18 protein-coding genes, 5 tRNA genes and 2 pseudogenes are annotated in these 24,855 nt (G+C 43.3%); 11 read left to right on the top strand and 14 right to left on the bottom strand.

Annotated elements, in window-relative coordinates:
* Positions 1 to 227 precede the first annotated feature (227 nt).
* The 3 genes from yghU to PPIS_RS10745 all read right to left on the bottom strand — a co-directional run bounded on the left by yghU (position 228) and on the right by PPIS_RS10745 (position 4,570).
* The gene (yghU, locus tag PPIS_RS10755; RefSeq protein ID WP_010372405.1) at positions 228 to 1,100 is read right to left on the bottom strand and encodes a glutathione-dependent disulfide-bond oxidoreductase; all 873 of its coding nucleotides are present in this window, start codon (positions 1,098 to 1,100) and stop codon (positions 228 to 230) included.
* 211 nt (positions 1,101 to 1,311) lie between these two features.
* On the bottom strand, positions 1,312 to 3,150 hold the full coding sequence (locus PPIS_RS10750) for a S8 family serine peptidase (RefSeq protein WP_010372404.1): 1,839 nt from the start codon (positions 3,148 to 3,150) through the stop codon (positions 1,312 to 1,314).
* A 241-nt stretch (positions 3,151 to 3,391) separates the two neighbouring features.
* Positions 3,392 to 4,570, bottom strand: a complete 1,179-nt coding sequence (locus PPIS_RS10745) for a multidrug effflux MFS transporter (protein WP_010372403.1) — start codon at positions 4,568 to 4,570, stop codon at positions 3,392 to 3,394.
* Between the two features lie 163 nt (positions 4,571 to 4,733).
* Between PPIS_RS10745 and PPIS_RS10740 the strand changes: the two genes are divergently transcribed.
* Positions 4,734 to 5,204: a hotdog fold domain-containing protein gene (locus PPIS_RS10740; protein ID WP_010372402.1), complete on the top strand. Its 471-nt coding sequence runs from the start codon at positions 4,734 to 4,736 to the stop codon at positions 5,202 to 5,204.
* Here PPIS_RS10740 and PPIS_RS10735 read toward each other — a convergent pair.
* The 6 genes and pseudogenes from PPIS_RS10735 to PPIS_RS10710 form a co-directional block, all read right to left on the bottom strand.
* Positions 5,201 to 5,596, bottom strand: a complete 396-nt coding sequence (locus PPIS_RS10735) for a bactofilin family protein (RefSeq protein ID WP_010372401.1) — start codon at positions 5,594 to 5,596, stop codon at positions 5,201 to 5,203. The two genes, PPIS_RS10740 and PPIS_RS10735, sit on opposite strands and share 4 nt — an antisense overlap.
* A gap of 37 nt (positions 5,597 to 5,633) precedes the next feature.
* The gene (locus tag PPIS_RS10730; protein WP_010372400.1) at positions 5,634 to 6,716 is read right to left on the bottom strand and encodes a M23 family metallopeptidase; all 1,083 of its coding nucleotides are present in this window, start codon (positions 6,714 to 6,716) and stop codon (positions 5,634 to 5,636) included.
* Positions 6,717 to 6,858: 142 nt separating this feature from the next.
* Complete coding sequence (gene fahA, locus PPIS_RS10725; RefSeq protein WP_010372399.1) at positions 6,859 to 8,172, bottom strand: fumarylacetoacetase; 1,314 nt, start codon at positions 8,170 to 8,172, stop codon at positions 6,859 to 6,861.
* 132 nt (positions 8,173 to 8,304) lie between these two features.
* Positions 8,305 to 9,351, bottom strand: a pseudogene (hppD, locus tag PPIS_RS10720) (4-hydroxyphenylpyruvate dioxygenase).
* Between the two features lie 419 nt (positions 9,352 to 9,770).
* Entirely contained in the window at positions 9,771 to 11,207 is a 1,437-nt protein-coding gene (locus PPIS_RS10715; protein ID WP_010372398.1) for a peptide MFS transporter, read from the bottom strand.
* A 565-nt stretch (positions 11,208 to 11,772) separates the two neighbouring features.
* Positions 11,773 to 14,626, bottom strand: a pseudogene (locus tag PPIS_RS10710) (hybrid sensor histidine kinase/response regulator).
* A 266-nt stretch (positions 14,627 to 14,892) separates the two neighbouring features.
* Here PPIS_RS10710 and PPIS_RS10705 point away from each other — a divergent pair.
* The 7 genes from PPIS_RS10705 to PPIS_RS10675 all read left to right on the top strand — a co-directional run bounded on the left by PPIS_RS10705 (position 14,893) and on the right by PPIS_RS10675 (position 17,366).
* Positions 14,893 to 15,429: a serine hydrolase gene (locus tag PPIS_RS10705; RefSeq protein WP_010372392.1), complete on the top strand. Its 537-nt coding sequence runs from the start codon at positions 14,893 to 14,895 to the stop codon at positions 15,427 to 15,429.
* 14 nt (positions 15,430 to 15,443) lie between these two features.
* Positions 15,444 to 16,382 (top strand): serine hydrolase domain-containing protein, encoded by a 939-nt coding sequence (locus tag PPIS_RS10700; RefSeq protein WP_248694154.1) that lies wholly within the window; start codon positions 15,444 to 15,446, stop codon positions 16,380 to 16,382.
* Positions 16,383 to 16,688: 306 nt separating this feature from the next.
* A tRNA-Phe gene (locus PPIS_RS10695) sits at positions 16,689 to 16,764 on the top strand.
* Between the two features lie 63 nt (positions 16,765 to 16,827).
* Positions 16,828 to 16,903, top strand: a tRNA-Thr gene (locus PPIS_RS10690).
* A 151-nt stretch (positions 16,904 to 17,054) separates the two neighbouring features.
* Positions 17,055 to 17,130, top strand: a tRNA-Phe gene (locus tag PPIS_RS10685).
* Between the two features lie 12 nt (positions 17,131 to 17,142).
* Positions 17,143 to 17,218, top strand: a tRNA-Thr gene (locus PPIS_RS10680).
* A 72-nt stretch (positions 17,219 to 17,290) separates the two neighbouring features.
* Positions 17,291 to 17,366 (top strand) — tRNA-Phe (locus tag PPIS_RS10675).
* 106 nt (positions 17,367 to 17,472) lie between these two features.
* Here PPIS_RS10675 and PPIS_RS10670 read toward each other — a convergent pair.
* Positions 17,473 to 18,690 (bottom strand): glycerophosphodiester phosphodiesterase family protein, encoded by a 1,218-nt coding sequence (locus PPIS_RS10670; RefSeq protein ID WP_010372389.1) that lies wholly within the window; start codon positions 18,688 to 18,690, stop codon positions 17,473 to 17,475.
* Positions 18,691 to 18,768: 78 nt separating this feature from the next.
* Positions 18,769 to 19,494 carry a sulfate transporter CysZ gene (gene cysZ, locus PPIS_RS10665; protein ID WP_010372387.1) on the bottom strand — a complete coding sequence of 242 codons (726 nt, stop codon included), beginning with the start codon at positions 19,492 to 19,494 and terminating at the stop codon, positions 18,769 to 18,771.
* Positions 19,495 to 19,913: 419 nt separating this feature from the next.
* Here cysZ and PPIS_RS10660 point away from each other — a divergent pair, with 419 nt between their 5' ends.
* Complete coding sequence (locus PPIS_RS10660) at positions 19,914 to 20,189, top strand: hypothetical protein (RefSeq protein WP_010372384.1); 276 nt, start codon at positions 19,914 to 19,916, stop codon at positions 20,187 to 20,189.
* Positions 20,190 to 20,236: 47 nt separating this feature from the next.
* On the top strand, positions 20,237 to 20,830 hold the full coding sequence (locus PPIS_RS10655) for a CBS domain-containing protein (RefSeq protein ID WP_010372380.1): 594 nt from the start codon (positions 20,237 to 20,239) through the stop codon (positions 20,828 to 20,830).
* Between the two features lie 103 nt (positions 20,831 to 20,933).
* Here the strand turns inward: PPIS_RS10655 and trmL are convergent, their stop codons facing one another.
* Entirely contained in the window at positions 20,934 to 21,398 is a 465-nt protein-coding gene (trmL, locus tag PPIS_RS10650; RefSeq protein ID WP_010372377.1) for a tRNA (uridine(34)/cytosine(34)/5-carboxymethylaminomethyluridine(34)-2'-O)-methyltransferase TrmL, read from the bottom strand.
* 331 nt (positions 21,399 to 21,729) lie between these two features.
* Here trmL and PPIS_RS10645 point away from each other — a divergent pair, with 331 nt between their 5' ends.
* Positions 21,730 to 22,575: a cation diffusion facilitator family transporter gene (locus tag PPIS_RS10645; protein WP_081629146.1), complete on the top strand. Its 846-nt coding sequence runs from the start codon at positions 21,730 to 21,732 to the stop codon at positions 22,573 to 22,575.
* Here PPIS_RS10645 and PPIS_RS10640 read toward each other — a convergent pair.
* Both PPIS_RS10640 and PPIS_RS10635 read right to left on the bottom strand, forming a co-directional pair.
* On the bottom strand, positions 22,527 to 23,489 hold the full coding sequence (locus tag PPIS_RS10640; protein WP_010372372.1) for an alpha/beta fold hydrolase: 963 nt from the start codon (positions 23,487 to 23,489) through the stop codon (positions 22,527 to 22,529). The genes PPIS_RS10645 and PPIS_RS10640 overlap by 49 nt on opposite strands.
* A 2-nt stretch (positions 23,490 to 23,491) precedes the next feature.
* On the bottom strand, positions 23,492 to 24,853 hold the full coding sequence (locus PPIS_RS10635) for an ATP-binding protein (protein ID WP_010372370.1): 1,362 nt from the start codon (positions 24,851 to 24,853) through the stop codon (positions 23,492 to 23,494).
* Positions 24,854 to 24,855 lie beyond the last annotated feature (2 nt).

The raw sequence follows: 24,855 nt of genomic DNA, 5'->3' as shown, positions 1-24,855 counted from the left end.
ATGCATGGTTTTTCGTGCTTCTCTAGTTAGGTGTTGAGCTCACCCCATTGTACGACTTAGCTTTTTAAAAAACGTTTATCGTCGAATACCGTTTTGTTCTTAAGCATAAAATAAACTAACACCATTCTTTTCTGACATACAGACAATCGGGTTTGATTAAATCTGATTAATCAAACCCGATAGATAAAGCTAACTCTTATAAAACCAAGAATTAAACCAAGGTAAGGTTATGGCTCTAGTTTGTCTTGGGTGTTGGTATCAAAGTCGCTGGCGTCGTGCCTTTCATGAAGCTGCTCATGAGGTTCTCCCCATGTTTTATTTACCATTTTTCCGCGTTTGACCGCTTCTCTTGAGGCGATGAGTCCAGCCCAGCGGATCACGTGTTCATAGCCATTGACGTCTAAAAACTCTGCCGCGTCATATAGGTGTCCTTGGGCTAGCACGCCATACCACGGCCAGATTGCCATATCAGCGATAGTGTATTCATCGCCACAAATATATTCTCTTGTGGCTAGGTGTTGATTCAGTAAATCCAGTTGGCGCTTCACTTCCATCGTGTAGCGGTTGATTGGATATTCGTAGTGCTCTGGTGCGTAGGCATAGAAATGACCAAATCCACCACCAAGTAGTGGTGCAGCCCCCATTTGCCAAAATAACCAGTTGAGGCACTCTGTGCGTTTTGTGGGGTCTTGAGGAATGAACTTTTGGAACTTTTCAGCTAAATAAAGCAAAATTGAGCCAGATTCAAAGATTTTGGTAGGTTCATTGGTGCTGGTATCTAATAACGCGGGGATCTTAGAATTTGGATTCAGTGCAACAAACCCTGAGCTAAATTGCTCACCTTCCATGATATTAATTAAAAAGGCATCATATTCTGCTTCTTTTACCCCGGCTGCTAAAAGCTCTTCTAGCAAGATAGTCACTTTCACGCCGTTTGGGGTTGCGAGGGAGTAGAGTTGTAACGGGTGTTTGCCTTGCGGTAGGGACTTTTCGAATCTTGCGCCTGCAGTAGGGCGGTTGATATTTGCGAACTTACTACCATCGCCACTTTGCCAAGGCCACTGCCAAACTTTAGGTGGGGTATAACCCGATGTACTCATTTCATGAACTCCTTCTGTGACTGTCCAACTCCATTATAGAGTGTAGAAGTGAAATGGAAATGAACAAATCTCTATGGTCATAGGCTTACCCGCTTTATCCAGATCTTAAGAGAGGGAGCCGAACAAGCTATCAACAAAAGATGAGGGGGGAGTAGTAGAATAAAAAAATGCCGATCAAAAGACCGGCATTCTTGAATTGGTTGGTTGGGAGTTAAAACACAACAGTTTGTGTTGCTGAACAGGCCGCAGTGCTACCTTGTTCGCACACTTGGTAGCCGTATGTACCGCCGCCTTTAACACTGATGCTGTCTGTATGACTATTATCATTGCTAGTTGTGACAATTTTACTACCGTTGCGATAAATATCGACTTGTGACGTGCTTACACCATTCCAGCTTAAGTCAACATTACTGTTACCTTTTTGCTTATAACCTGAAGCTGAAAGCTCAACGCTTGTTGTGTTATCACCGCCACCTGAACCTGTACCACCGCCAGCACAACCATTAGCTGTTAAGTAAGCGCTCGCATCTGCTGCTTTAACGATACCGTAACCAAAGTACACGTCTTTACCTGCAGCGCCAGCATCTGCTGCGGTTGCTTTTAATGCACTACGGATTTCTTCACCAGTACACTCTGGGTGGTTAGACCATACCAATGCTGCAAGACCTGCAACAGCAGGAGTTGCCATTGATGTGCCGCTCATTAAGCCATAATCACTCGTACCAATGCTGATGTTCGCGTTTGTAGCGGCCATCAACGCTGTGCGATCTTCAAATGCAGCGCCAACCGCTGGGATTGATGTGCTGTTAGTATCACCTAAAGTGCCGTATAGCATGCCTGCTTCATTGTTTACGATAATCGCGCCGATACCACCAGATGCTTCACAGTTTGCTACTTTATCGTGGAATGAAATATTACCACGGTCAATTAGGCACACTTTACCGTTTGCAGCGCCATCGGTTGCTTCAGCTGTGCCCATAAAGTAAAGCGAGCCTGAAGCGTTACCGCTATTTTCCATTGCTGAACTTGCAAACGCCGAACCATCAGCGGTCATGCTTGAAGAGGTCGCCATGTCTGCTGGGTAAGTTGAAAGCGTATCAACACCGCCTGCAGTTACCTCTACACAAATATGCTCGTCGTTAGTCGCGCGCTTTCCACGACCAGAAGTACAGCTTGGGTACTGAGAAAAGTCTGCAATTTGATTATCTGCATCGTTTGCACCGATCATCATTACTGATGGGTAGCCTGCAGGATATGAACGAACATTGTTGCCATCGTTACCAGCTGCAGCAACAACTAAGCCACCAGCATTACGGAAGTTTTCAAATGCGTTTGATTCTGTATTGTTTGAGCCACCACCACCCAAGCTCATATTGATGATGTTTGCACCTGCTTGTGAGCATAGGTTTGCCGCGTGAGCAAGGTCAGAAGAGTAGCCCCAGCCTTCTGCGTTAAATACTTTAATAATGTGCATTGGCACGCCAGGTGCCATGCCGATAACACCAATATTATTGTCAGCAGCACCGATAGTACCGGCTACGTGTGTGCCGTGTGGGCCACCATTTTCATACCAATTACCTGTGCCGCTGTCATTATCACCAGTGATATTACCCCAAATGAAATCAGGGTTTGATTGGTCAAGACCTGAGTCAATCACACATACTTTCATGCCTGCATTGGCATCGAAAGTAAGTTGATCAGCTTGTGATTGGTAAACTGCATAAGGCGTAACCTGTTGCTGCATTGGGTTACCTGCGTCGTCGTTATAAATCCCCAGTGGGTAACGCTTTTGGTCTGCTTCAACGAGTTTGATGTGTGGGTTGTTTAATAAGCCCTTTACTTGACTAAGATCTTTGCCTGTAAAAGTTGCAGCGAAGAAGCCATCGCCATCAACGTGCAGCTCAGCGCCAAGCTTTTTAGCAAGTGCTTTTACGACGCCTTTTTTCGAATTGTCGACCTGAATGATGTATCGATCGTCAGATGCCTGTGCTTGTGACATAGCGCAAGCGCCAGCGATAAGTAGTGCCCCAGTTAACTTGTTTAATTTCATTGTTATTTTCTCAGTTACATTGCGTGAATATTGTTGTTAATAAAAACTAACAACTTCTTAACGGTGGTTAGCATATAACCAATAACAAGAACTCGTAAAGAGTAAATTATGCAGATTTGTGGAATTAATAAGAATATTTAATTACTTTAATATAATGTATGGTTATGACAGGACGTCTAACCATACATCGTAGTTATTAATAAAGGAACTGTACTGATAATTGCTATTACATCAATTCTAATTAAGCTGCACTGTGAAGCTGGTGACGATACTTCGTAGCCAGCAATAGCAGGAAAGGTAGTGCGAGTAGTAAGTGCAACGCGAGTTGCATCGGGGCATCCAATGCTAATGGTTGTGTCATGGTTGCAAGTATCCCTGCGCCACTCATCTGTAGTACCCCAATCAGCGCTGAAGCCGTCCCAGCTTGTTTAGCAAACCCAGATAACGCTTTACCAGCCGCGGCTCCAATCGTAAATGCAAAGCCGACTGATGCCATATACATAGGCAGTACAAAGTGCGCTATTTCAGTTTGTGGTAAAGCCAGTAACAACAGGCCGCTAAAGCTAAAAACGGCGAGGCCAAAGGTGAGTGACTTCTGGCTATTACGCTTGATGAAGTGGGGAGCAATAAAACTTGCGACAATACTCAGCACCGCATTGCCAGTAAACCAAAATGTGAAGTCGGAAACACTGCCGCCCATTTTTGCCATGATCCACCCCGGAGCCGAAATCACAAATACCAGCATTGCAGCCATACCAAGCATAGCTAAGGCGGCATTGTATATGAAAGTCGAGCTACTGAGCATCGGCTTAAAACGTCTCAAATCTAGGATATGACCACTGTAATGCGTATCTTCGGGGCGAGTCTCTTTATAGATAAGAGAAACTAAGATGAGGCCAACAACGGCAAAGCCAAACAAAAAGCTAAAATTACTCTGCCAGCCAAACTCGACGGTTAACCACGCACCTAAAATAGGCGCTAATGCTGGGATAAAACATACAATACCATTGAGGTAAGTGATCATTTGGCCACTGCCTTTGTGTCCAAAGCTATCACGAACAATAGCAAAAGCGCTGACGAAAGTGGCGCAAGCGCCCAGACCTTGTAGCACTCGAGCTACCATCATGAGCGGCCAAGTGGAGACTGTGCTTGCCATTACGGCGCCAAGTGCAAACAAAACGATTCCAACCAGTGCAACTGGTTTACGGCCATATTTATCCGCAAGTGGACCTGCTATCAATTGTCCAAGACCCACAGCTAACATATAAATACTCACCGTTTGCTGAATTTGGCTTTCTGATACTTGAAGGCTGGACTGCATGTCCACAAACGCAGGTAGATAGAGATCGATACCTAAAGGGCAAAAGATAACAAGTAAAGCGAGAATAAAAATCAGTGCTTTTGAATTTGATTGGGTCATGGCGTCTCCTTTTGGCCGTTATTGTATTGTGGAGAATGAGAAAAGACAGGACAAAGCGCCGATTTAGCAAATTTTTAAGATATTTTATTCGCTGATAATTGTAGACGGTTGATTAACTGGTCAGATGTGTTAATTTTAAGCAAAATCATTTTAGAAAAATCTTATGTCTGCACCACTTTTAAAAATTTATAAAAGGATGAGTTGGTTGCCATTTGGTAAATGGATGTTCAGTAAGGCGGTATGTCGTAAGGCCCCTTACTTTGGCACCATTAAGCCTAAAATCACACAACTGAAGCCTGGCGTTTGTAGAGCCACAATTCGTAACCGTAAAGCCATTCATAACCACATAGGTACGGTTCACGCTATTGCACAGTGTAATCTTGCCGAGTTGTGTGCAGGAGTCATGACAGACGCAACCATCGATCATAAAACCCATCGCTGGATCCCAAAGGGGATGTCAGTGCAATATTTAGCTAAAGCCGAGACCGATCTGCATGCCGTGGCGCAAATAGAATACCCGCGAACATGGCAAGATAAAGAAGAGATAGTTGTACCGGTGGAAGTTTTTAATACTGTGGGAGAGAAAGTGTTTCACGCTGACATTAACATGTATATCAGCGCGAAAAGATCTTAGTTGTTTACAGTTTGATCGTCAGTAGAGTCAATTGCCGTGACATTATTGGCTCGCTCGTTACGGTGCGTCAGTTTACCATCGACATGCGCACCAGCTTCAATCGTTAAGGTTTCGTGTTCGATATTGCCAAATACTTGAGCACTAGGAAGCAGTGTAACTTGTTTGGCCTGAATATCACCTTCTACCTTACCTAATATCGTCAGTTCATTGGCTTGGATATTACCTTGTACTAAACCTTTATTGCCGATGATTAGTTTTTCGATGTCGAGATTACCATGGACGGTGCCATCTAATTGCAGTTCACCTTCACAGACAATATCGCCCGTGACTTTAGTGCTTTGAGCAATAATGGCCGGGACGTCGTTTCGTTGGTTTTTAAAAGAGTTAAACACGAATTCCTCGCTACCGCAGCGCAATTGCAATTATATGTTACTTATTGAATGCGCGAGCGATTTTAATTGGGTTTAGGTGTTTTTTACCTTGAATCACTTCATAGTGCAAGTGTGTCGCCGTACTTCTTCCTGTGCTACCCATTAATGCAATTACATCACCTTTATTGATTTGTTGACCCGCTTTCACTTTGATGGTGTGAAGATGACCATAACGTGTGGTGATATCATTGGCGTGCTCAATTTCGATAAAGTTGCCATAGCCGCCATTTTTCCCCGCTCGTTTAACGGTGCCAGAAGCGGGGGCTACGATCTGTGTCTTGTGCCAACCTGCGAGATCGATACCTTTATGATAGGCACGACGGCCAGTGATTGGGTCTTTACGAAAACCAAAAGCACTGGAGACATAATATTTCTCCTGAGCGACAGGCAGTGTATCTGGCAGTTGGCCAATCATCGTCGCTAACTGCGCATAAACAGCGTATTGGTCAATGGCATTAATAAAGCTGGCTTCTACTAATTCTAAGTCGGCTTGGAAGTAGGGACCACCTTGTGCTTCTGAGAAGTCAGATGATAGTTGTAATCCCGCACTGTCGATGGATTCTTGCATCGCTGCAATTTCAGCGCTGAACGATTGCCCAAGTTGTTCGCTGAGCTGTCGTTGTTGGATGAGTAGGTAACTGGCTTGGGGAGCAAATTCGGTTGTGGTACTTGGTTGTGAGCTGTTAAGGTCTGTCGGTGTTTCTTCTAGCTCGCCTTCCACTACGTTGTCGTCAGTTGTTTGAGTCGAGTCAACCAATGACTCAAGCACACTGTGCTGCTGTGACAGTTGGTCAAGCATGCCTTTTTGCTGCGCTAATTGTGCTTGAAGCTGTGATTTTTCTTTTTGCCACTTAGCTTGTAGCTGCGCTAAGTTTTGTTGCTCTTTAGTAAGCTTGTCACCGTTTTTTTGTAATTTGAGTGAGGCATTGGCTATCCAAATGGCGACAGCAAGCAGAATCAAAATCGAGCAAGCTTGAACCCAAGATGGCAGTTTCAGCATCTTGACAGTTGCGTCTTGACGAACAATTAATTGAGTCGGCTTAAACAGCTTTAGATATAGGCGCTTGAGTACTTGCAACATTCAACCTCAAATTTAAATCAGCGCTACACTCTAACAATTTTTAGTCAAATTTCCAGTTTTTAGAACTAAAAAAAGGCATGAAATCATCATGCCTTTGATTTAAAAGTAAATAAAATTGCGATTAACGCACGAATAATTGCGATTATTTTGCTGGAAGTACAGTGCCTTCAACACAGCCAAAACCAATACGGTTGTAGCCTTGGGCTTCACACCAACCGCGCATAATTACTTTATCGCCATCTTCTAGGAACTTACGCTCTTCTCCGTTTGCAAGTGTGATAGTTTCTTTACCGCCGCGTGATAGTTCGAGTAATGAACCCGCTTCTACATGCTCAGGACCAGATTGCGTGCCTGAGCCTAGCATATCACCTGGTAGGAAGTTACAGCCGTTCACTGTGTGGTGCGTAACCATTTGCGCAACCGTCCAATAGCTGTGCTTGAAGCTGGATTCAGACAGTTTGCTTGGTTTAGCGCCTTCGCTACGCATTTTTTCAGTCTCTAGTAAGACATCCATGCGAATATCAATAGCACCAGACTCGCGGTTTTGCGTTGATTCTAAGTATTCCAGCGGTTGTGGATCGTTTTCATCACGGTGCCATTGAGTACGGTATGGTGCAAGTGCTTCGGTGGTTACAACCCAAGGAGAAACCGTTGAAGCAAAGTTTTTCGCAAGGAATGGACCTAATGGTTGATATTCCCAAGCTTGCAAGTCACGTGCAGACCAGTCATTGAATAAACAGAAACCAAAAACGTGATCTTCAGCGTCTTTAATTGCGATAGAGTCGCCAAGTTCATTACCTTTACCTAGATAAATACCCAGCTCTAATTCGTAGTCTAGACGTTTACAAGGACCGAATGACGGCGTATCTGCATCTGGTGCTTTGGTCTGGCCTTTAGGGCGAGGGAACGTTTGACCTGAAACACCAATAGACGATGCACGACCATGATAACCGATTGGTACCCATTTGTAGTTTGGTAGCAGAGGGTTATCAGGACGGAACAGGCTACCTACCGCTGTTGCGTGGTAGATTGAGGTATAAAAGTCAGTGTAATCGCCAATGTGACAAGGTAAAGCGTATTCTACGTCATCCTGTGCAACCAATGCGCCTTCAAGGCTTGATTGCAGTTCAGAACCTTCACGTAATGCACGAGACAGGGCAAGTCTAAGAGCCGACCAGTACTGTTGGCCCATACCCATAAATTCATTTAATGCTGGGGCGTTTGCAGCTTCGGCTGCTTCTGCGGCGTCGCCTGAAAATAGGTTAGCGTCAACAACTGCGCCAAGGTCTAGTACTTGATCACCAATCGCAACTCCGCCACGAAACTCTTCATTACTGTTCTTACGACGAAATACTGCAAAAGGTAAGTTTTGAATAGGGAAATCAGTTCCAGTCGCATTCGCACTAGCTACCCAACTTGTTAATTGGATGTCGTGTGTTTCATTAATTTGAGACATTGCCTTTCCTTTAATTTTGGCTTTCAACTTGAGTTATGGTCAAAAGTGAAAAACTCAAGTCGTAATAGCAATTTGATAAACCACAAAAAGCAGCTATCGCTAGCTGCTTCTTTATTAATTTGATATGTGTGTTTAGATTACACCACGGCGCTCTTGGTCGCGTTCAATTGACTCGAATAGCGCTTGGAAGTTACCTTCACCAAAGCCGCCATCGTCAACACGTTGGATCATTTCGATGAAGATTGGGCCAAACAGGTTTTTAGTGAAGATCTGTAGTAGGTAGCAGTCTTCGCTTTGGCTATCTACTAGGATTTGGTGCTGTTTGATCTTTTCTTTATCTTCTTTAACCCAAGGCACACGGTCAAAGATAGTGTCGTAGTAGTGATCTACGATATCTAAGGTGGCAATGGTGCTCTTGTCCAGTTTATCTAGTGAGCCAACTAAATCGTCAGTTAAAAATGCTAAATGCTATACACCTGGACCATTGTACTCATCTAAGTACTCATCGATCTGGTTGTTGTTGTCGTCTTTACCTTCGTTGATTGGAATAGAGAAGGTGCCACATGGTGACTTAAGTGCATAAGAAAGCAGCGCCGTTTTTTGACCTTTGATGTCAAAGTAACGAACTTCAGTAAAACCAAATACGTCTTTATAGAAGTTAGCCCAAGTTTCCATCGTCCCTTTGTAAACATTGTTCGTTAGGTGGTCGATGCGCTTAAAGCCTTTGTCTTCAACAATCTTTTGCTCTTCTAGGTCAACGAAATCTTGCTCGAAGATTGACCCTTTATCGCCAAAGTTTTCGATGAAATAGATAAGGCTATCGCCAATACCGTAAATCGCTGGGTATGGTAAGTCTTTGTGTGTTGAGTCAGTCGCAGGTTTTGCACCACGCTCAACCGCAGTATCAAACGCCTTTTGCGCATTTTCTACACGCCAGCCCATAGAACAAATTGCCGGGCCGTGGCTTTTGGCAAACTGTGCTGAGAAGCCTTCACGCTCGTTATTCAACAGGAAGTGAATATCGTGCTGGTTGTAGTAAACGATATCTTTGTCTTTAAATTTCTTTAGTTTTGAGAATCCAAAGTCAGTGAATACTTTATCCATGTAATCAGCGTCAGGTGTTGCATATTCTGTAAACTCGATGCCGACTAGGCCTAGTGGATTATTTACTTCACTCATTGTTTTACTCCCGTATTAAGCACTGGGTGACTTGTTAGTATTTATGACTGGATGATTAATCAAATTACTGCAAAGGGGAAGTTAGAGGCAGTAAATAGCAGTAGGAGACTTTGTAAATTTAGTTGCACAATTGCCATGTAAAAGACACAAAATTGACACAGGCGTGACGATAATTATTTTTGCTTAAATTTTGACTAAAAACAGCAAGGCGCTTTGTGGGGTATTTTGTAAGTTTATTTGTGTATTGCTATGATTTTATTTGTTTTTTATGTTTTTAATTGATGGACTATATGAGAGAGGGGATTTTTATCACACGACTACATTGAGAGGGGAAATGGCGCTAAGTGTATTTAAATCTTTACGTATGGCTATTGTGGGAGAGGTAAACCACGCTAAATTAGCGTGGTTTACAGCAAATATTATTGCTTCTCAGCGGATACTTCTAGCTCTTCCGCAAGGTAATGTTCTTGCGTATGAGGTTCGTGCTTGCCCTCAGCGCCGTGCATCCAATCTACAAGCTTGTTGCTTAATAGATACATTAACACAGCAGATAGCAAGGCAACGCCGCCTAAACCAATGAAGATGCTCATCGCGTTTTCCATTGCTTCTTGGCCTTCACCGATGAAAGAGCCAACAAGGCCAGCAAGTTTGTTTGCAACGGCCGTACACAGGAACCAAATTCCCATTAGCAGTGATGCTAAACGTAGCGGTGCCAGTTTACTTACCATAGAAAGACCGATTGGTGATAAACATAGTTCACCAAGTGTGTGGAACATGTAGAACAATACTAACCAAATCATGCTGATCTGAAGTGTGCCACCCGCTTCACCACCTTCTGTTGCAAGCGCTAGCATCATGGTTAAGAAACCAAGTGCTAAGAATACTAGACCAATTGCAAACTTCACTGGAGAGTTTGGCTCTTTGTTATCTAGCTTTAACCAGATCATCGCTACCAATGGCGCAAATACAATGATGAAGATAGAGTTAAGCGACTGGAACCAAGAAGCCGGGATCTCAAAGCCCATAAACATACGGTTGGTATAGTCGTTTGCGAATAGGTTCATCAGACCACCAGCCTGCTCGAAACCCATCCAGAAGATAATTGAGAAAACACTCATGGTGAAAATAACACGGATACGATCTTTTTCTTTCTTCGTAAGCGGCTCTTTTGTCTGTGAGTCAGACATCTGTTGAGAAAGTTTAGTAGAAGGTACTTTACCGATATCGCCAAGGTATTTCTGGCTTAAGATAAGCTGCATAACCACAGAAATGATCATACCAATACCTGCTGCGATAAAGCCTGCCTGCCAGTTTACGACCGCTGCTACATAACCCGCAACAAGTGGACCTAATGCACCACCTAAGTTGATACCCATATAGAAGATAGTGAATGCACCGTCACGGCGCTTGTCACCTTCTTGGTATAAATCGCCAACCATCGTTGAGATATTAGGCTTGAATAAGCCATTACCTAAACAAAGTAAAGCCAAGCCCAGGTAGAAGACGTTTACTTCTTGTCCTGCCACAACGCTGTGAGGAATACCCATAATAAAATGGCCAGCAGCCATTAAAATACCACCAATAATGATGGCTTTGCGCTGACCTAATACGTTATCAGCAAGCCAACCACCAAATAGTGGGGTGAGATAAACGGCCATCGTAAACGTGCCGTAAAGACTTAGTGCGTCGGCATTACTCCAACCGAAGCCACCATTTTGTACTTGTGCTACAAGATAAAGAACTAAGATGGCACGCATACCGTAGTAGCCAAAGCGCTCCCACATTTCGGTACCAAATAATAAGAAGAGGCCTTTAGGGTGACCCAGAAATTCTCCGGCCTTCGGAACTGAATTCATATGTACTTCCTAATCTAATCAATGTGTTGTATCTGGCCATTTTTATAAAGGATGCGTTATTGCATCTAATGTTTTTCAATCAACACTGAATAATGAGCCATGTACTTAGCATGCAACGTTTGAAACGACGTGCGGTAAATAGAACACTTTTCAATGCAGATTGGCATTGCCCATCGAGTCACCGACTAAAAATCTTAATCAGATATTAGCTTGTATGAGCTCAGGCTTGCCTGTACTTTTTTTGAACGGGTGACCAGTACCTATTTCAACTAGCGTTTGTTGTATGTAACGACTAACTAATTTAAAAAAGCGCGTCAGTATACTCAGTGAGAATTAATAGGGGAAGTGTTTGGAGTCAGAAAGCGAATAAAATGCGGTCAGTGATTCAGGGAAGGATCATTCATTTAGATGGCGGTGATATCTAAATGAATGGCGTGAGCATTAATATCGCGATATTTCCCATTCATTGCAGGTGTAGGAGCAGGTCGACCCTGCAATCCGTTTGCTGAGAAAACGCCTGCCCCTTGTGGTGCTAGGAGTTGCGAGGGGCTGTGCCCCCACATCATTAGGCTTCTTGACTCAAATATTGTTGGATAAACTCGGTTGCGGCTAAAAAGTCTTGCTCCAATTTATCACGCATCTGGATCAGCTGATCGGTGGTAAGTGTGCCTTCCTTACATAAAGTTTCAAACTCTATGGCTGTTTCAGCTACTTTTTCGGCACCGATAGTTTTAGAGATGGACTTAAGTTGATGACAAGCTTCAATGATTTCTTCTTGGCTCATCGTGATCACCGCGCCATTTACGTCTCGTGTTAACTGGCTACTTTGTTCTAAGTACATTCTAAAAAAGCGATTTCGTTTCGCTTCATCATGATTTACATACTTGTTGAGCATGTCCATATTGATAGCTGGAGCAGATTCGCTGGCCTCAGCTTCAATAGCTTCAGGCTCTAGCTCTGTTTCTTGGTCTGATCCCGGCTGTACTTGGCTAGCGGCTGCTGGTACAGCAGCTGTTGGCTCAGCACTTGGTCTCGGTTGCTGTGCTTTTGGTAGGCTTTCTATACACTTATTAAGTGTTGCCTCTAATACATTTAACTCTACTGGTTTGGTGATATAGTCATTCATGCCACCAGCCTCACAACGTTCTCTTTCACCTTTGAGTGCATTAGCGGTCACGGCAATGATGTATGGTTGTTCAATGGTATCTGTTGCGGTTTCTACATAGTCTCTAATATGTTTGACCATGTCGTAGCCCGACATCTTCGGCATATGTAAATCGGTCAATACGATTGGAAAGTGCTCTTTTTTCCAAAGCTCTAGGCCTTCCTCACCATTTTCCGCAACCTCGACACCATAGCCTAACAGGTGTAATTGGTCGGTCAGCACTTGCTGATTTAATACGTTATCTTCAACTAACAACACCAGTTTGTTGGTTGCTCTTGCTTCATCAACGCTTAAAAAGTCGTTGATAGTGCGTGATGGTTTAATTTCCTTTGGTTTATGCAAACCTGCAGCAACCAAGATAGCCGTCATAAAGCTAGACTTACATAACGGTGATGCATTGAGATAGAAAATATTTTTGTGATTAAGGGCGGCTTCGTCCATTTTACTTAGGACAACAACTTGCTGTTCGTTTTTCTCAAGCGAGTAAACTACGGTTCTTAGCTCTTCATTGACCTTGTCCATGCCGTCTAAACCATCTAGCACCCAAATAAGTTTATCTTCGTGCTGGTGTTCGGTTATTTCGCTTTCATCGATAGCAACCACGCTCGCACCCATGAATGAAAGATAGCGATTTAAAATAGTGCGTCTCTCATTATTTGGGGTGAGTAGGGCAACAGTGCGGCCGTTTAACATTTGCTTATTTGCGTAATTGACTTTGCCATCTACACTAAATGGTAATTCCACAACAAACTCGCTTCCCATGCCAATATCCGAATTAACATGGATACTACCTAGCATGAGTTCGATTAAGCTTTTACAAATAGAAAGGCCAAGTCCAGTACCGCCAAATTCTCGGGTGATAGAGCCCTCAGCTTGAATAAACGGATTAAAAATTTCTCTCAACTGAGCTTTTGTCATGCCTTTACCATTGTCAGTGACGGTAAAGCGTAAGGTGTAATGCTCCGAGGTGTTTTGCGCAACTTCAACGGAGATTTTTACATAGCCTTGGATTGAATCATCTGTAGTCGTGAATTTAATGGCATTACTGCACAGGTTATAAAGTACTTGCCTAACGCGAACGGTATCACCAACTAAATTCGTTGGAATGTCGGGAGCAATAAACAGCTGTAAGTCTAACTTACGTTTTTTCGCTACTGATGAAAGCACACGTGCGACTTCCTCTGTGGTTTCAGCCACCGAGAAAGCACTATTGTCTATGCGTAATTTACCCGCCTCAATTTTAGAAAAGTCGAGAATATCATCGAGAATACCAAGTAACGAGAAAGCCGAGTCGCGAATAATCGTAGTGAGGCGATGTTGAGCACCGTCAAGATCGGTTTGACGCAGTAAATCAATGGTCCCAATGACGCCGTTCATTGGCGTGCGGATCTCATGGCTCATGGTGGCTAAGAAAGTGGTTTTAGCATCACTGGCACGCTCCGCATTTAAAATCGCTTTTTCTAGCGCCAGCGTGCGGGCTTGAACTTCAGTTTCGAGACTTTCTTGAAGCTGTTTTAACTCATTTTGCGTTGCTTGATCGGACTCTATGGATGATTGTACTTGCTTTAACAGCGCATTTATCGCCTCAGCAATCTCAGCCAGACCGCCACTATAATAAGTACCAACTGTCGACTTGTAGTTTTTATCCATCGTTAGATGATTGATTTCTGAGATAAGCTCTTCAGTATCGTTACTTGATGCGCCAGAAAGCCGACGAGCCGCAATTACAACAATCATCAAGGCGCAAATAATAGCGGCAGCGAGCAGTATATAGGCAATGAATGGATCGCCTGATGATGTAGTAGCAACGGGGGGGGGTATAAGTCAAAATGAGTTCACCAACGTTTTGCTCATCTAGTCGCAGTGGCATGTGGTAAACCTGCATTGTGTCTTTGTTATAGGACTCTTCGCGATTCAGTGCAATGATTTGCTCTCCTGCACTTTGTTGAAATACCAGGTTTGGTTGCCCCATCCCCGTATTGACGTACAAATAGGCGCCCAAATGCTCGTTAGATGCTAATAATGCGGATACGATCTGTTTGGCACTGTCAAAACCGTGTTGTGTGACCACCTTAGCAAGGGGAGTTGCAACCGTTGTTGCTTGTTGTTGTAGGTTCACGGTTGGTGCGGTAGGGACGTCAGCTTGCTTTGGTAGTAGATAAGCACCTGCGGCGCTACATAGTCCAACAATCAGTATTGCGATAAATAAAAAAAGTATCCGTCCATTTGCATTGGTATTCGCGCTATTTGGCATGCTTAATCCTGAAAGAATTATTTATACTTATTAGTTGTAGCAATCCTATCACCTTCGGCAAGTTTTTACCTCTCGTTTTTCAATCAATAGTGGCAATACACTGAGAACACTTGATTGTTTTAAATCTTAAAATAATCAGGTTGTTATCTCGATAATTTTAACCACGCCTGCGATGTGTAAAGCATTAAACTTTAATAAAAATTAAATTTTACGTAACGTTTTTATAAAGTAGTATTCGTTCAACCTAATACTTATAAGGATATCTCATGTTTCTACGTCAAAGTCGGCTGGCGTTTGGTTGGCTTATCACACTGCTGGGCTGCGCCTTACTAACTGGCTGTAATAACAGTGACAATTCTATTGCTATTGAAAATAGCGCTAGCGAAGACGTAGCCGTCACTCCGCCGCCCTATGGCAAGGTGGGAGACGGGCTACTCAACGAACAACTGGAAGCAATCCGGGCTGAGTTTGCTATGCCCGCACTTGGCGGGTTTATCGTTTATGGGGATGAGTTGATTGAGCTTGATGTAGCTGGTGTGCGAGTGAGCACAGGGCAAGCTCTGGTCACCAAACTTGATAAGTGGTCGATTGGTTCGTTCAGTAAGTCTATGACAGCAACCGTTGCTGCTCGTTTGGTTGAGCAGGGGTTAATTCGATTTGACAGTCGGGTGAGTGATGTTTTTCCTGAGTTAATCGGAAAAATTAACCCTGAATTTGAGTCTGTTACACTAGGGCCTGTTGATCTTTCAAGTTTGTTTTTGCAGCAGTTTGATTGGTATTTATACAAGGCAGAGCCGGCGTAGCATAGTTATTCTATGTGAGTCTTATTCTATGTGAGTCAGGCGATAACACAGTAGAAATGCCAATCAAGCGCTGCCCTTTGGGTTCACCTGAGTGCGCTTTGTTCATTGTTGCTCAACTTTTGCCTAGATTACTAGGCGGCAAGTCGAGCGTCGCGACCAAAACACACTCAGAAGAACAAAAATCAAACAGCAAAGGTCAACAGGCCCTAACTGCACTGCTTTCGATGGCTTCGGGCTTAAAGCGTGATCTTGACTCCATGTATTCTGGTAAGTGGCATTTAGATCAACGTGGCATGGTCGAGCAAAGATATGCCTGGACTCAAGAGGCGTTAACGACGCAACCAGAAGTGACTCAAGGAACCTATCTATATAGTAACGCAGGTTATGTTGTTGCAGGGCATATGTTGGAGCGTGTGACAGGGCAATCATGGGAAGCGTTAGTGAAGCAAGAGGTATTCATTCCTCTTGGAATGGAAAATATTGGATTTGGGCCTGCTAGCTATGGAGATCCAGAAGGACAGCCGAGTGGTCATCAGATGCGAGAAGGGCAATGGCATCCAATAACACCGGCCGATAGGGTCGATCTACCAAACGTTGTTGGACCTGCTGGGTTAGTCAGTACGACCTTGACCGATCTGTCATACTATTTACGTGCTTATCTCGCGGGCGCCAGAGGTGGTGATAATTTGATTGGTGCTAATTCATATACGCGACTGCTCACACCGGTTAGCCCAGAGTATGGCTTAGGCTGGATCCTTACTCCAAACAACAGTAGCTTTCATCACAATGGCTTTACTGGGACCTTCTATCTAGACAACTTAGTGTTGCCAGAAAAGAACATAGCGATATTAGCGGTAACAAACGGCGATACGAGTAATGCAAAGCAAGCGGTAGAAAAAGCGATACTGGTCATGCAACAAAGATTTGAAGCGCAACATAAAGACAATCTCTAAACAGGATTGATAAACCTTGTTGCCGAGCTTCGCTATAGGAATGAGATAGAATATGTATCGCCATTCTATTTTATTCCTTTAAGCACATATTTCTCTTAAGTGGTGCCTTTTTCTTTGTTGTAGGTCTAAAGTGGTTTGCCTGCTTCATAGATATCAGCCGTTAAATACAGTAAAACATGGTTAGCCGGGTGTTTTTTCAGCGAAAAAGCGGTATTTTAACCGCTTTGTCTGAAAACTGTGCAAACGATAAATGTATTTAAAAAAAGGGTTGACTTAGAACCGCAAAACCCGTTTAATACGCCGCACGCCCAGATAGCTCAGTCGGTAGAGCAGAGGATTGAAAATCCTCGTGTCGGTGGTTCGATTCCGCCTCTGGGCACCAGATTAAAATCATTGCATTAGCAATGTGGTGCATGCAGAAACTGCATGGTACACGAATTAGTGTGCCGACTTAGCTCAGTTGGTAGAGCAACTGACTTGTAATCAGTAGGTCATCCGTTCGACTCGGATAGTCGGCACCATTTAATTTAGGCGTCAGCCTGTGTATTATAGATAGCTTAGTTATTAAGTTATTTAGAGAATAAAAAAGATTTGCCCAGATAGCTCATTCGGTAGAGCTGCTTGGAGTTGTATTGAAAATCCCTTTTAGGATTCAGATACTAAAAAAGATTTGCCCAGATAGCTCAGTCGGTAGAGCAGAGGATTGAAAATCCTCGTGTCGGTGGTTCGATTCCGCCTCTGGGCACCAATAATTTAGTGTGCCGACTTAGCTCAGTTGGTAGAGCAACTGACTTGTAATCAGTAGGTCATCCGTTCGACTCGGATAGTCGGCACCACTTTATTTAGGCGTTAGCCTGTGTTTTCTGGATAGCTTAGTTAGTAAGTTATTCAGATACTAAAAAAGATTTGCCCAGATAGCTCAGTCGGTAGAGCAGAGGATTGAAAATCCTCGTGTCGGTGGTTCGATTCCGCCTCTGGGCACCATCCTTTAAAAAACCTCGCAATCGCGAGGTTTTTTGCTTTCTGGCATTTGTAAATCTTAGCTTAGTGCGGGTTTTACCCACACTAAGCCATAAATCTTATTAGCCTATCATTCAATTCCCATGCAGCTGGCGTAAAAGCTGGTAGTCGCAGGCCAGTCACTAAATACTGCAACTACGTCAACTTGTTTTGCCAATATGTCCAACACCCTAAGTATATCGCCATCATGCTTAACAGCGTTTTTTACAGATTGATAATACCAACCGCCGCCGTTCGCTAAAGGGCCTGAGCGCTCTAAAGACCAAGCAACTATCTTTAATCCTGCGCGTTTAGCGGCTAGGGCGTACTGCGATGGAATGATATCGCCATTTTTATCTTCGCTAATTAACATCCAAATTGGTGGGGCGATAATTTTTACCTTATTTTTGACTAAGTCTTCCATTGACGGTTGCCAAGTACTTGGTTTGTTAATATCAAAATGTTCGCCAGCTTCTCTACCATCAAGAAATACGGCATGGTTTGCAAACTCTGGCGCCTGTTTTATCCAGTACTGAATATCTTGGTACGAAAAGGATTGTGGAAAAACTTGAGATGGGGGGACATTGTGCTCAGTATATTCGTCCAACATTTTTTGCGCGAGCTGACTTTGGCTTAACCCATTAAAGGGCATTGGCACTTCTGGCATTTTTAACTCAGGAGTCATATTTACACCAAGTTGCTTAAATAAAGCAATGCTTTCGCTGTGGGTCATTAAGGTTCCAGAACTGGCATAAAGATCTGTACGCCAATTGGGAGTGCCTTTGACAAACTCTGCTACTGTGGTTGCTTGAGTATTCACACCATCCATTTTTCCTTTTAGTTGCTTGAATTCTGCTAAGGTAATGTCTGAGGTACAGCATTGAGCAGACGCAAGTTTACCGGAGTCTGGATCCGCTGGGGTGAAGGGTTGTCTACACTTGCTAGCAAGCTTAGGCTGTAACAAGATATCGGTTGTTGCATGAAGGTCACATTGCGCATGGCGGCAAACTAAGGTCTTGTCTTTCGTAAAAGTAACATCACATTCGAGCGTTCCAGCTCCCATTTTTGCGGCGGCTATATATGATTCTTTGGTGTGCTCAGGGTATAAAAGTGGCGCACCGCGATGTCCTATGGAAAAACGTGTGCGCTTGATTGGTTTATCTAAACAGCTTGCAAGCTTTTCTTTAAGCTCACCATCTGGAAGTTGCGAGACTAAAAATTGAGGCCGTGTACCGACATCAAACTGTTTTGTTGCCTGGCACCCCGTTAAAAATACCGTTAACCAGATAAGGCCTAATGTTAGGCGCATAGCGACTCCGCTGAATACTTGCAAAAAAGTAAGTAAAGCATGAGTTTTTGACAGCTAGATGTCAGTCATACGAGCGTCTTAGCGATATTGCTGACGATAGTTCTCTACCCATAATTTAGTGGCGCCACAAACGGCAACGGGCATCACGATGAGGTTAACAAATGGGATTGAGGTCAGTACAAACACCGCAAAGCCAAAGCCATAAGACAGCCCTTGTTTACTCTTCAAATCGTCTTTCATTTGCTTGAAATGAATTTTATGGTTATCAAACGGGTAATCATTATATTGCACACTGTACATCCAACACGTAAACATAATCCATAAAATTTGCCCAACGATAGGCAGTATCCAAAGTAAGATGAAAAAGCCAAGTGCACGTGGAAGGTAATAGCAGAGTTTGGTCCATTCTCTACCCAACATTCGCGGCACATCTTTTATGGTATCAATTAGCTTATCATCATTGATGTGTTGGTTGGTCAGGTAAAGTTCCACTTTTTCGGAGAGTAAGCCATTGAAAGGCGCGGCAATAAAGTTGGTTATCACCGTGAAAATCATACTATAACTGAAAAGTATCACTAAGATAGCAATTGGCCACATTAGCCATTCCAGCCAACTGAGCCAATCTGGTAATAATCCGTTGAGATAAGTAAATCCTTGAGTCAGCCAGTCGTAAAGAAAAAAGAGTGATGCACCAAATAGCAGTACATTGATTGTTAAAGGAATAAATACAAAACGTTTTAACCCTTTTTGGGTGATCAAAGAAAAGCCGGCAATAAAGTACTCGATACCGCGTGATAGTTGCACTGTACACCTCGTGTTGTAATACCAATTAGTCTTAATACTTGCGCAATTTGAAGGAGCAAATCTGACGCTAACTGCGTTAAAAATTTCTCATTTAGAACAACCAAATAGCAAAATTTTCACCTGGTTATCGACAAGATTTTCTCGCCTCAAAGTAGATCACCTTAATTAAGAAAATTGGTATGGTTTAATTCTTTTGATTTAAGGCACATATCAAAAATGTTGGCGTTAGTATAACGCTAAATGGCGGGCTACAAATAGGAGATTAGTAACAATTCATCTCAGCTCACACAGTGCCTGAATGTGCGTATGAAAATTAACCTTAGTATATTTAGAAGCTTAGTAAATAGATTAGAAATAATACTTGTAAACGCAAGAAACTGCCCATACACTCAAAGTAAGGCAGTAGAAGTGAGAATACTATGCGGTTAGTTCGTTGGATGATTACATTTTGTATGTTGAGTCTGTTGACAGTGTCAACGGCCGATGCTGCTAAATGTGATACCACGCTTTCAATCGCACCTATCGTTGTCGACCTAGACAATTCGAATTCCAGCCCTGACTTAGATGATTGCGTTGTATCAACAACTCATCGTTTCGTGGTTGCTAGTAGCTTTATCGTAGCGCAATCACAACCCACCTATTCTTATTCAAACTCAGTATGCGAGTCTATTAGAGCACCACCTGTCGCAAATTAATTTAGTCCTTTTCCGTGCTTAATTAATTTTAAAGATAGAGGTGATCTATGAACACTTACACAGTATTGAAAACTCAACCTGTTGCAAATTATGAACTTGCTGAAAATAACTTCCCAGCTTGTAACACTGACAACCTTGAGCAAGCCCCAGCACATTGCCTAATGCACAATCTACATTTGGCACCTATGCAGCATATTGATGAAAACAGTAGCATAGATGAAGCTACGTTAGTGCTGGACAAAACGCACCGCAGAGCAAGCTTTGTCGTTGATAGCAAAGAAAAGCTTGTTGGTATGATCTCTAATGCAAGAATTGGCAGTCGCTACGTGTTGAGTATTGCAGAAAGACGCCGTTGTACAAGACGTGATTTAAACGTCAATGATGTCATGATCCCACTATCAGATCTTCGTCAAATCACCTTAAAACAAACTAGCCAAACTGTGGTTGGCAATGTGCTTAAAACAATGGAAGAAGGTGGCTTTGAGTTTTTACTTGTTATTGATGAAGTGACTCAGCATCCAGTTGGTTATTTTGACCTGATCGATATGATGAAAGCCTGTGGACGTGCAGTAAATTCAATGAAACCGGCAAATAAATTCAGTGATATTGTTGGTACGATATTGCACCACGCAGAAATTTAAAAGAATTCCTATAGTTAATGTAAATTAAAGTTAGCAAGGCGTCGTAAGGCGCCTTTTTTGTGCCTCAAGTTTGCTCCTATGCAGCAGAGGATAGGCGCTATTTTTACTTTGCGCCAGCAAATCCCAGTTGTCGCCAAGACTCATAAACAAAAACGGAAACAGCATTAGATAGGTTCATACTGCGGCTATCAGGGCGCATTGGAATGCGGACTCGCTGAGGCTCAGGCAGTGAAAAAATAATGTCTTCTGGCAAACCTCGAGTTTCAGGGCCAAACAGTAAACAGTCACCAGCTTCATAGGTAACTTCATGATGGTACTTGGTACCTTTTGTCGTGCAAGCAAATACTCGCTTTGGGCTTCGTTTTGCTAAGTATGCTTCAAAGTTTGGGTGGCGCTCTACTTCGCTAAATTCATGATAATCAAGGCCTGCACGTCTTACTCGTTTATCATCCCATTCAAACCCTAGCGGCTCTATCAGGTGTAGTGAATACCCTGTATTGGCACACAAACGAATAATATTGCCTGTATTAGGCGGGATCTCGGGTTGGTATAAAACGATATCTAACATGATAGGCCTCAATTAAATTTTGCCCGGCAGTATAGCTGATACTTGTCGAAATTTATATGTGCTGCGCTTGATAGAGTGAAAGGTATTAGCCAGTTTTTAAAGTACGACTGTTGTGAAAATCTATACAACCGTAATCTGTTTTTCATTTCAAAGCATTACCCTGTAATATAACAGCATCGCGATGCTGTGGCATTTTGCGAGTGGTTTGACGACTAATTAGAGATTTAGGTTAGTTATCCAAACGTCAGATTAAATAACATGAAAAAATGAGGTGCCAGTGGGTCGCAGCTATGAGTTTTGGGTTAGGTTTTCGAGTGTCTTTACCATCATAATGGTGGGATTGATGATCGCAGCTAAGTGTTGGGCTTGGCTGTATTCAGGGAGTGCCGCTATGCTCGGCTCTTTAACTGATTCGCTGCTTGATATTAGTGCCTCTTTAATGAATTTCTTTGTGCTGAGCTATGCACTACGTCCTGCGGACGATGATCATCGATTTGGTCATGGAAAGGCAGAAGCATTAGCTGGGCTTGGGCAAGCGGCCTTTATCGCGGGCTCTGCGAGTTTATTGGCTTTTCATGGTGTAGAGCGAATTATCAATCCAACCCAAATTCCACATTCGTTGTTTGGTGTGTGGGTGAGTTTATTTGCGATAGTGTGTATTTTGTTGGTGGTTGCGGTGCAATATCAAGTGGTTAAACGCACGCAGTCCATCGCCATTAAGGCCGACTCGTTGCATTATAAGGGCGACATTTTATTAAACCTTGCTGTGCTCCTAGCGGTATTGCTTAACTTTTACGGCGTAGGTTATGCCGATCCGATTTTTGGTATTTTGGTGGCGATGTATTTACTTTATAACAGTTGGGATATTGCCAAGGAAAGCGCTGCGCACTTAATGGATAAAGAGCTGCCAGACGAAGAAAAAGCACAGATCATACTTATTGCGTCGAGTCATGAGGACGTTTACGGAGTACATGATTTGCGTACCAGGCAAGGTGGCAAAATCAAATTTATTCAACTGCATCTGGAGCTTGATGACGATATGCCGCTGATGCGAGCGCACCAGGTTGCGGATGAGGTGGTTGCTAGCATTAAAGAAGAGTTTGATTGTGAGATGGACGTGCTTATCCATCAAGACCCCGTTTCTTTAGCGCTAAGTAACTCGTCTGTAAACGCATAAAAATCATCTAGCACGGCTTTGCGGGTATTATCTTGCTCGCAAAGTAGTTCATGTTTCCCGATAAACTCTGTAACGGTCACATTGTCTCTGGTTGCGGCAAATTGACTTTGCGCCTGATTATCAACAATGCTGTCTTCACTGGCTGTCGCGATACGGATTGGCAGATCTAGCTTGATATCTTGAAACGAGCGGCATTTATGTAGCGCCGTGTATAACCAAGCAAAGCTGACACCACCGAGTTGTAGCTCGGGAAATTGATCGTACAAACCTCTAAATAGCGCATATCTAATTGGACAATCAGTAAGGTCATTATCTTGAAAAGGTTTGTTGTGGTAGTGCACCTGTCCCAATGCATAATGCTTACCAAGCCCAAATAAACAAGCTGCGCCTGCCAGTCCCTCGGCAAACCAAGCCGGGTAGGGAGTCGTATTGATCCCAAGCATCGGGGCTGATAAATAGACTCCCTCTATGTTGTGAGGCGCAAATAATGTTAAATAATCGCAGGTAATGGCGCCACCCATTGAATGCGCCAATATAAAAAGTGGCAAGGTATTTTGCTTGGCAACGATTTGGTCCATAAAGCAGTGCAGCGTTGCGGCATAATCTTCAAAGCGTCTAACATAGCCGATTTGTTTGTCTTTAAGTAATCGCGGCGAGTAGCCTTGTCCTGGATGGTCATAGGTAAATACCGCTATGTTGTTTTGCGCAAACTCCCACAGCAATTCTCTGTATTTATGAGCAGATTCAATACGACCATTAACCAACACCAGGCTAAACGTTGCCTTTTCTGGAATGTGGTAGGCGTAAAATAGCCTACCATGAGGGGTATCAAAAAAGCCTTTTTGGCAGCCTTGCCAGTGCTTATCAATTTCCGGAAGGTGTGACTCAAGTTGCTGACTTTGGCTATAAAACATGGCTACCTGTGTAATGGAATTCGAATGCTGACTTGCAAACCAACATTATTACTAAATTCGATATGAGCGTCATGTACTTTTAACGCGTGCTGCGCAATGGCAAGACCTAGCCCAAACCCGCCCATTTGATTTTTGCTTGGCGTACGTGCGCTCGACACTCTGAAAAATGGAATGCAAAGCTTGTCGAGCATGTCTTCACTTACACCTTTACCATCATCACTGATAGTGCATAGCAACTGATTACCATCACGCTCAATATCGACATTAATACGGCTAGTGGCATACTTAATCGCGTTACGAATAATGTTTTCGAATGCGCGGTTAAGTAGCATTGGGTCGCCATAAAGTGTTGCCTCGGGTAGTGCTGTGACGACAAGATCCTTCTCTAATTGCTGTGTTTCGAACAGTGCATCTTCCAATATCGGGTCGAGCAGTTCATTGAGCTTAATTATCTGCATATCGATTGGTACTTGATCCGCTTCGAGCTTAGATAAATGCAAAATATCGCTGAGCATATTTTCAACTAACTGAGCTTCACGCTCAATGCGATCGATATAACTTTGGCTTTGCGCTGTGGCATGACCGGCAGCGAGGCCTGTGGCCATTTGTAAGCGGGTGAGCGGTGAGCGTAGTTCATGGGATATATCAGCAAGCAAGCGCTTTTGGTTGTTAACCAGAGACTCTAATTTATCAGCCATTAAGTTAAAATCATGACCCAGTTGGCCGAGCTCGTCTTGGCGCTTGGTATTTATATTGGCTCTGCTCGACAATTCTCCACGAGAAAGTTTTGCAGCAGCTTTTTGTAGCTCTTTAATTGGCGACAATAGATCTCGAGTAAACCAAAAACACAGTAATAAGCTTGCGCCTAGCACGACCGCAATTTTTACCCAAAGCGGCAGAGTTCTTAATTTGATGAGCGCACTTGGGGTATGGTTTTCAAAAATTAAATATAGGCGATAATTTTCACCTTGAAGTGTAAGCTCTAGGGGGCCAAAAGCCTTGTACTCAGGAGTAAAAATAGCGGCAGGTTTAGCATCTTCGGTAAAACTGAGTAAATCTAAATTCAGCGTTTTTATATTGGGATCGGCGGCAACGCTTTTTTCGGCATCGCGGTGGCTCAAGTAGATATTTAGCGCCTTTCTTTTACGCAGTTTGGCGACCTTATTCAACTCAAAGTTGGGGCGCTCGCTTGCGCGTATTAACGCCTGTTCTAATTGTTTTAGATTTTGCAGCATGGGTTTTGAGATGCGGTGAGTTTCTACAACATCAGGTTGTAGCATGCTGATCCCAAGCAGCAGCAACATAGTGGCAATGATGGTAAGCCAAAACCAGGCAAAAACCTTAACAAGTAAGTACCGCTTCATTC

Origin of the sequence: Pseudoalteromonas piscicida (assembly GCF_000238315.3) — a bacterium.
Lineage (GTDB): Bacteria > Pseudomonadota > Gammaproteobacteria > Enterobacterales > Alteromonadaceae > Pseudoalteromonas > Pseudoalteromonas piscicida.
This window is presented reverse-complemented; position numbering and strand designations above follow the sequence as displayed.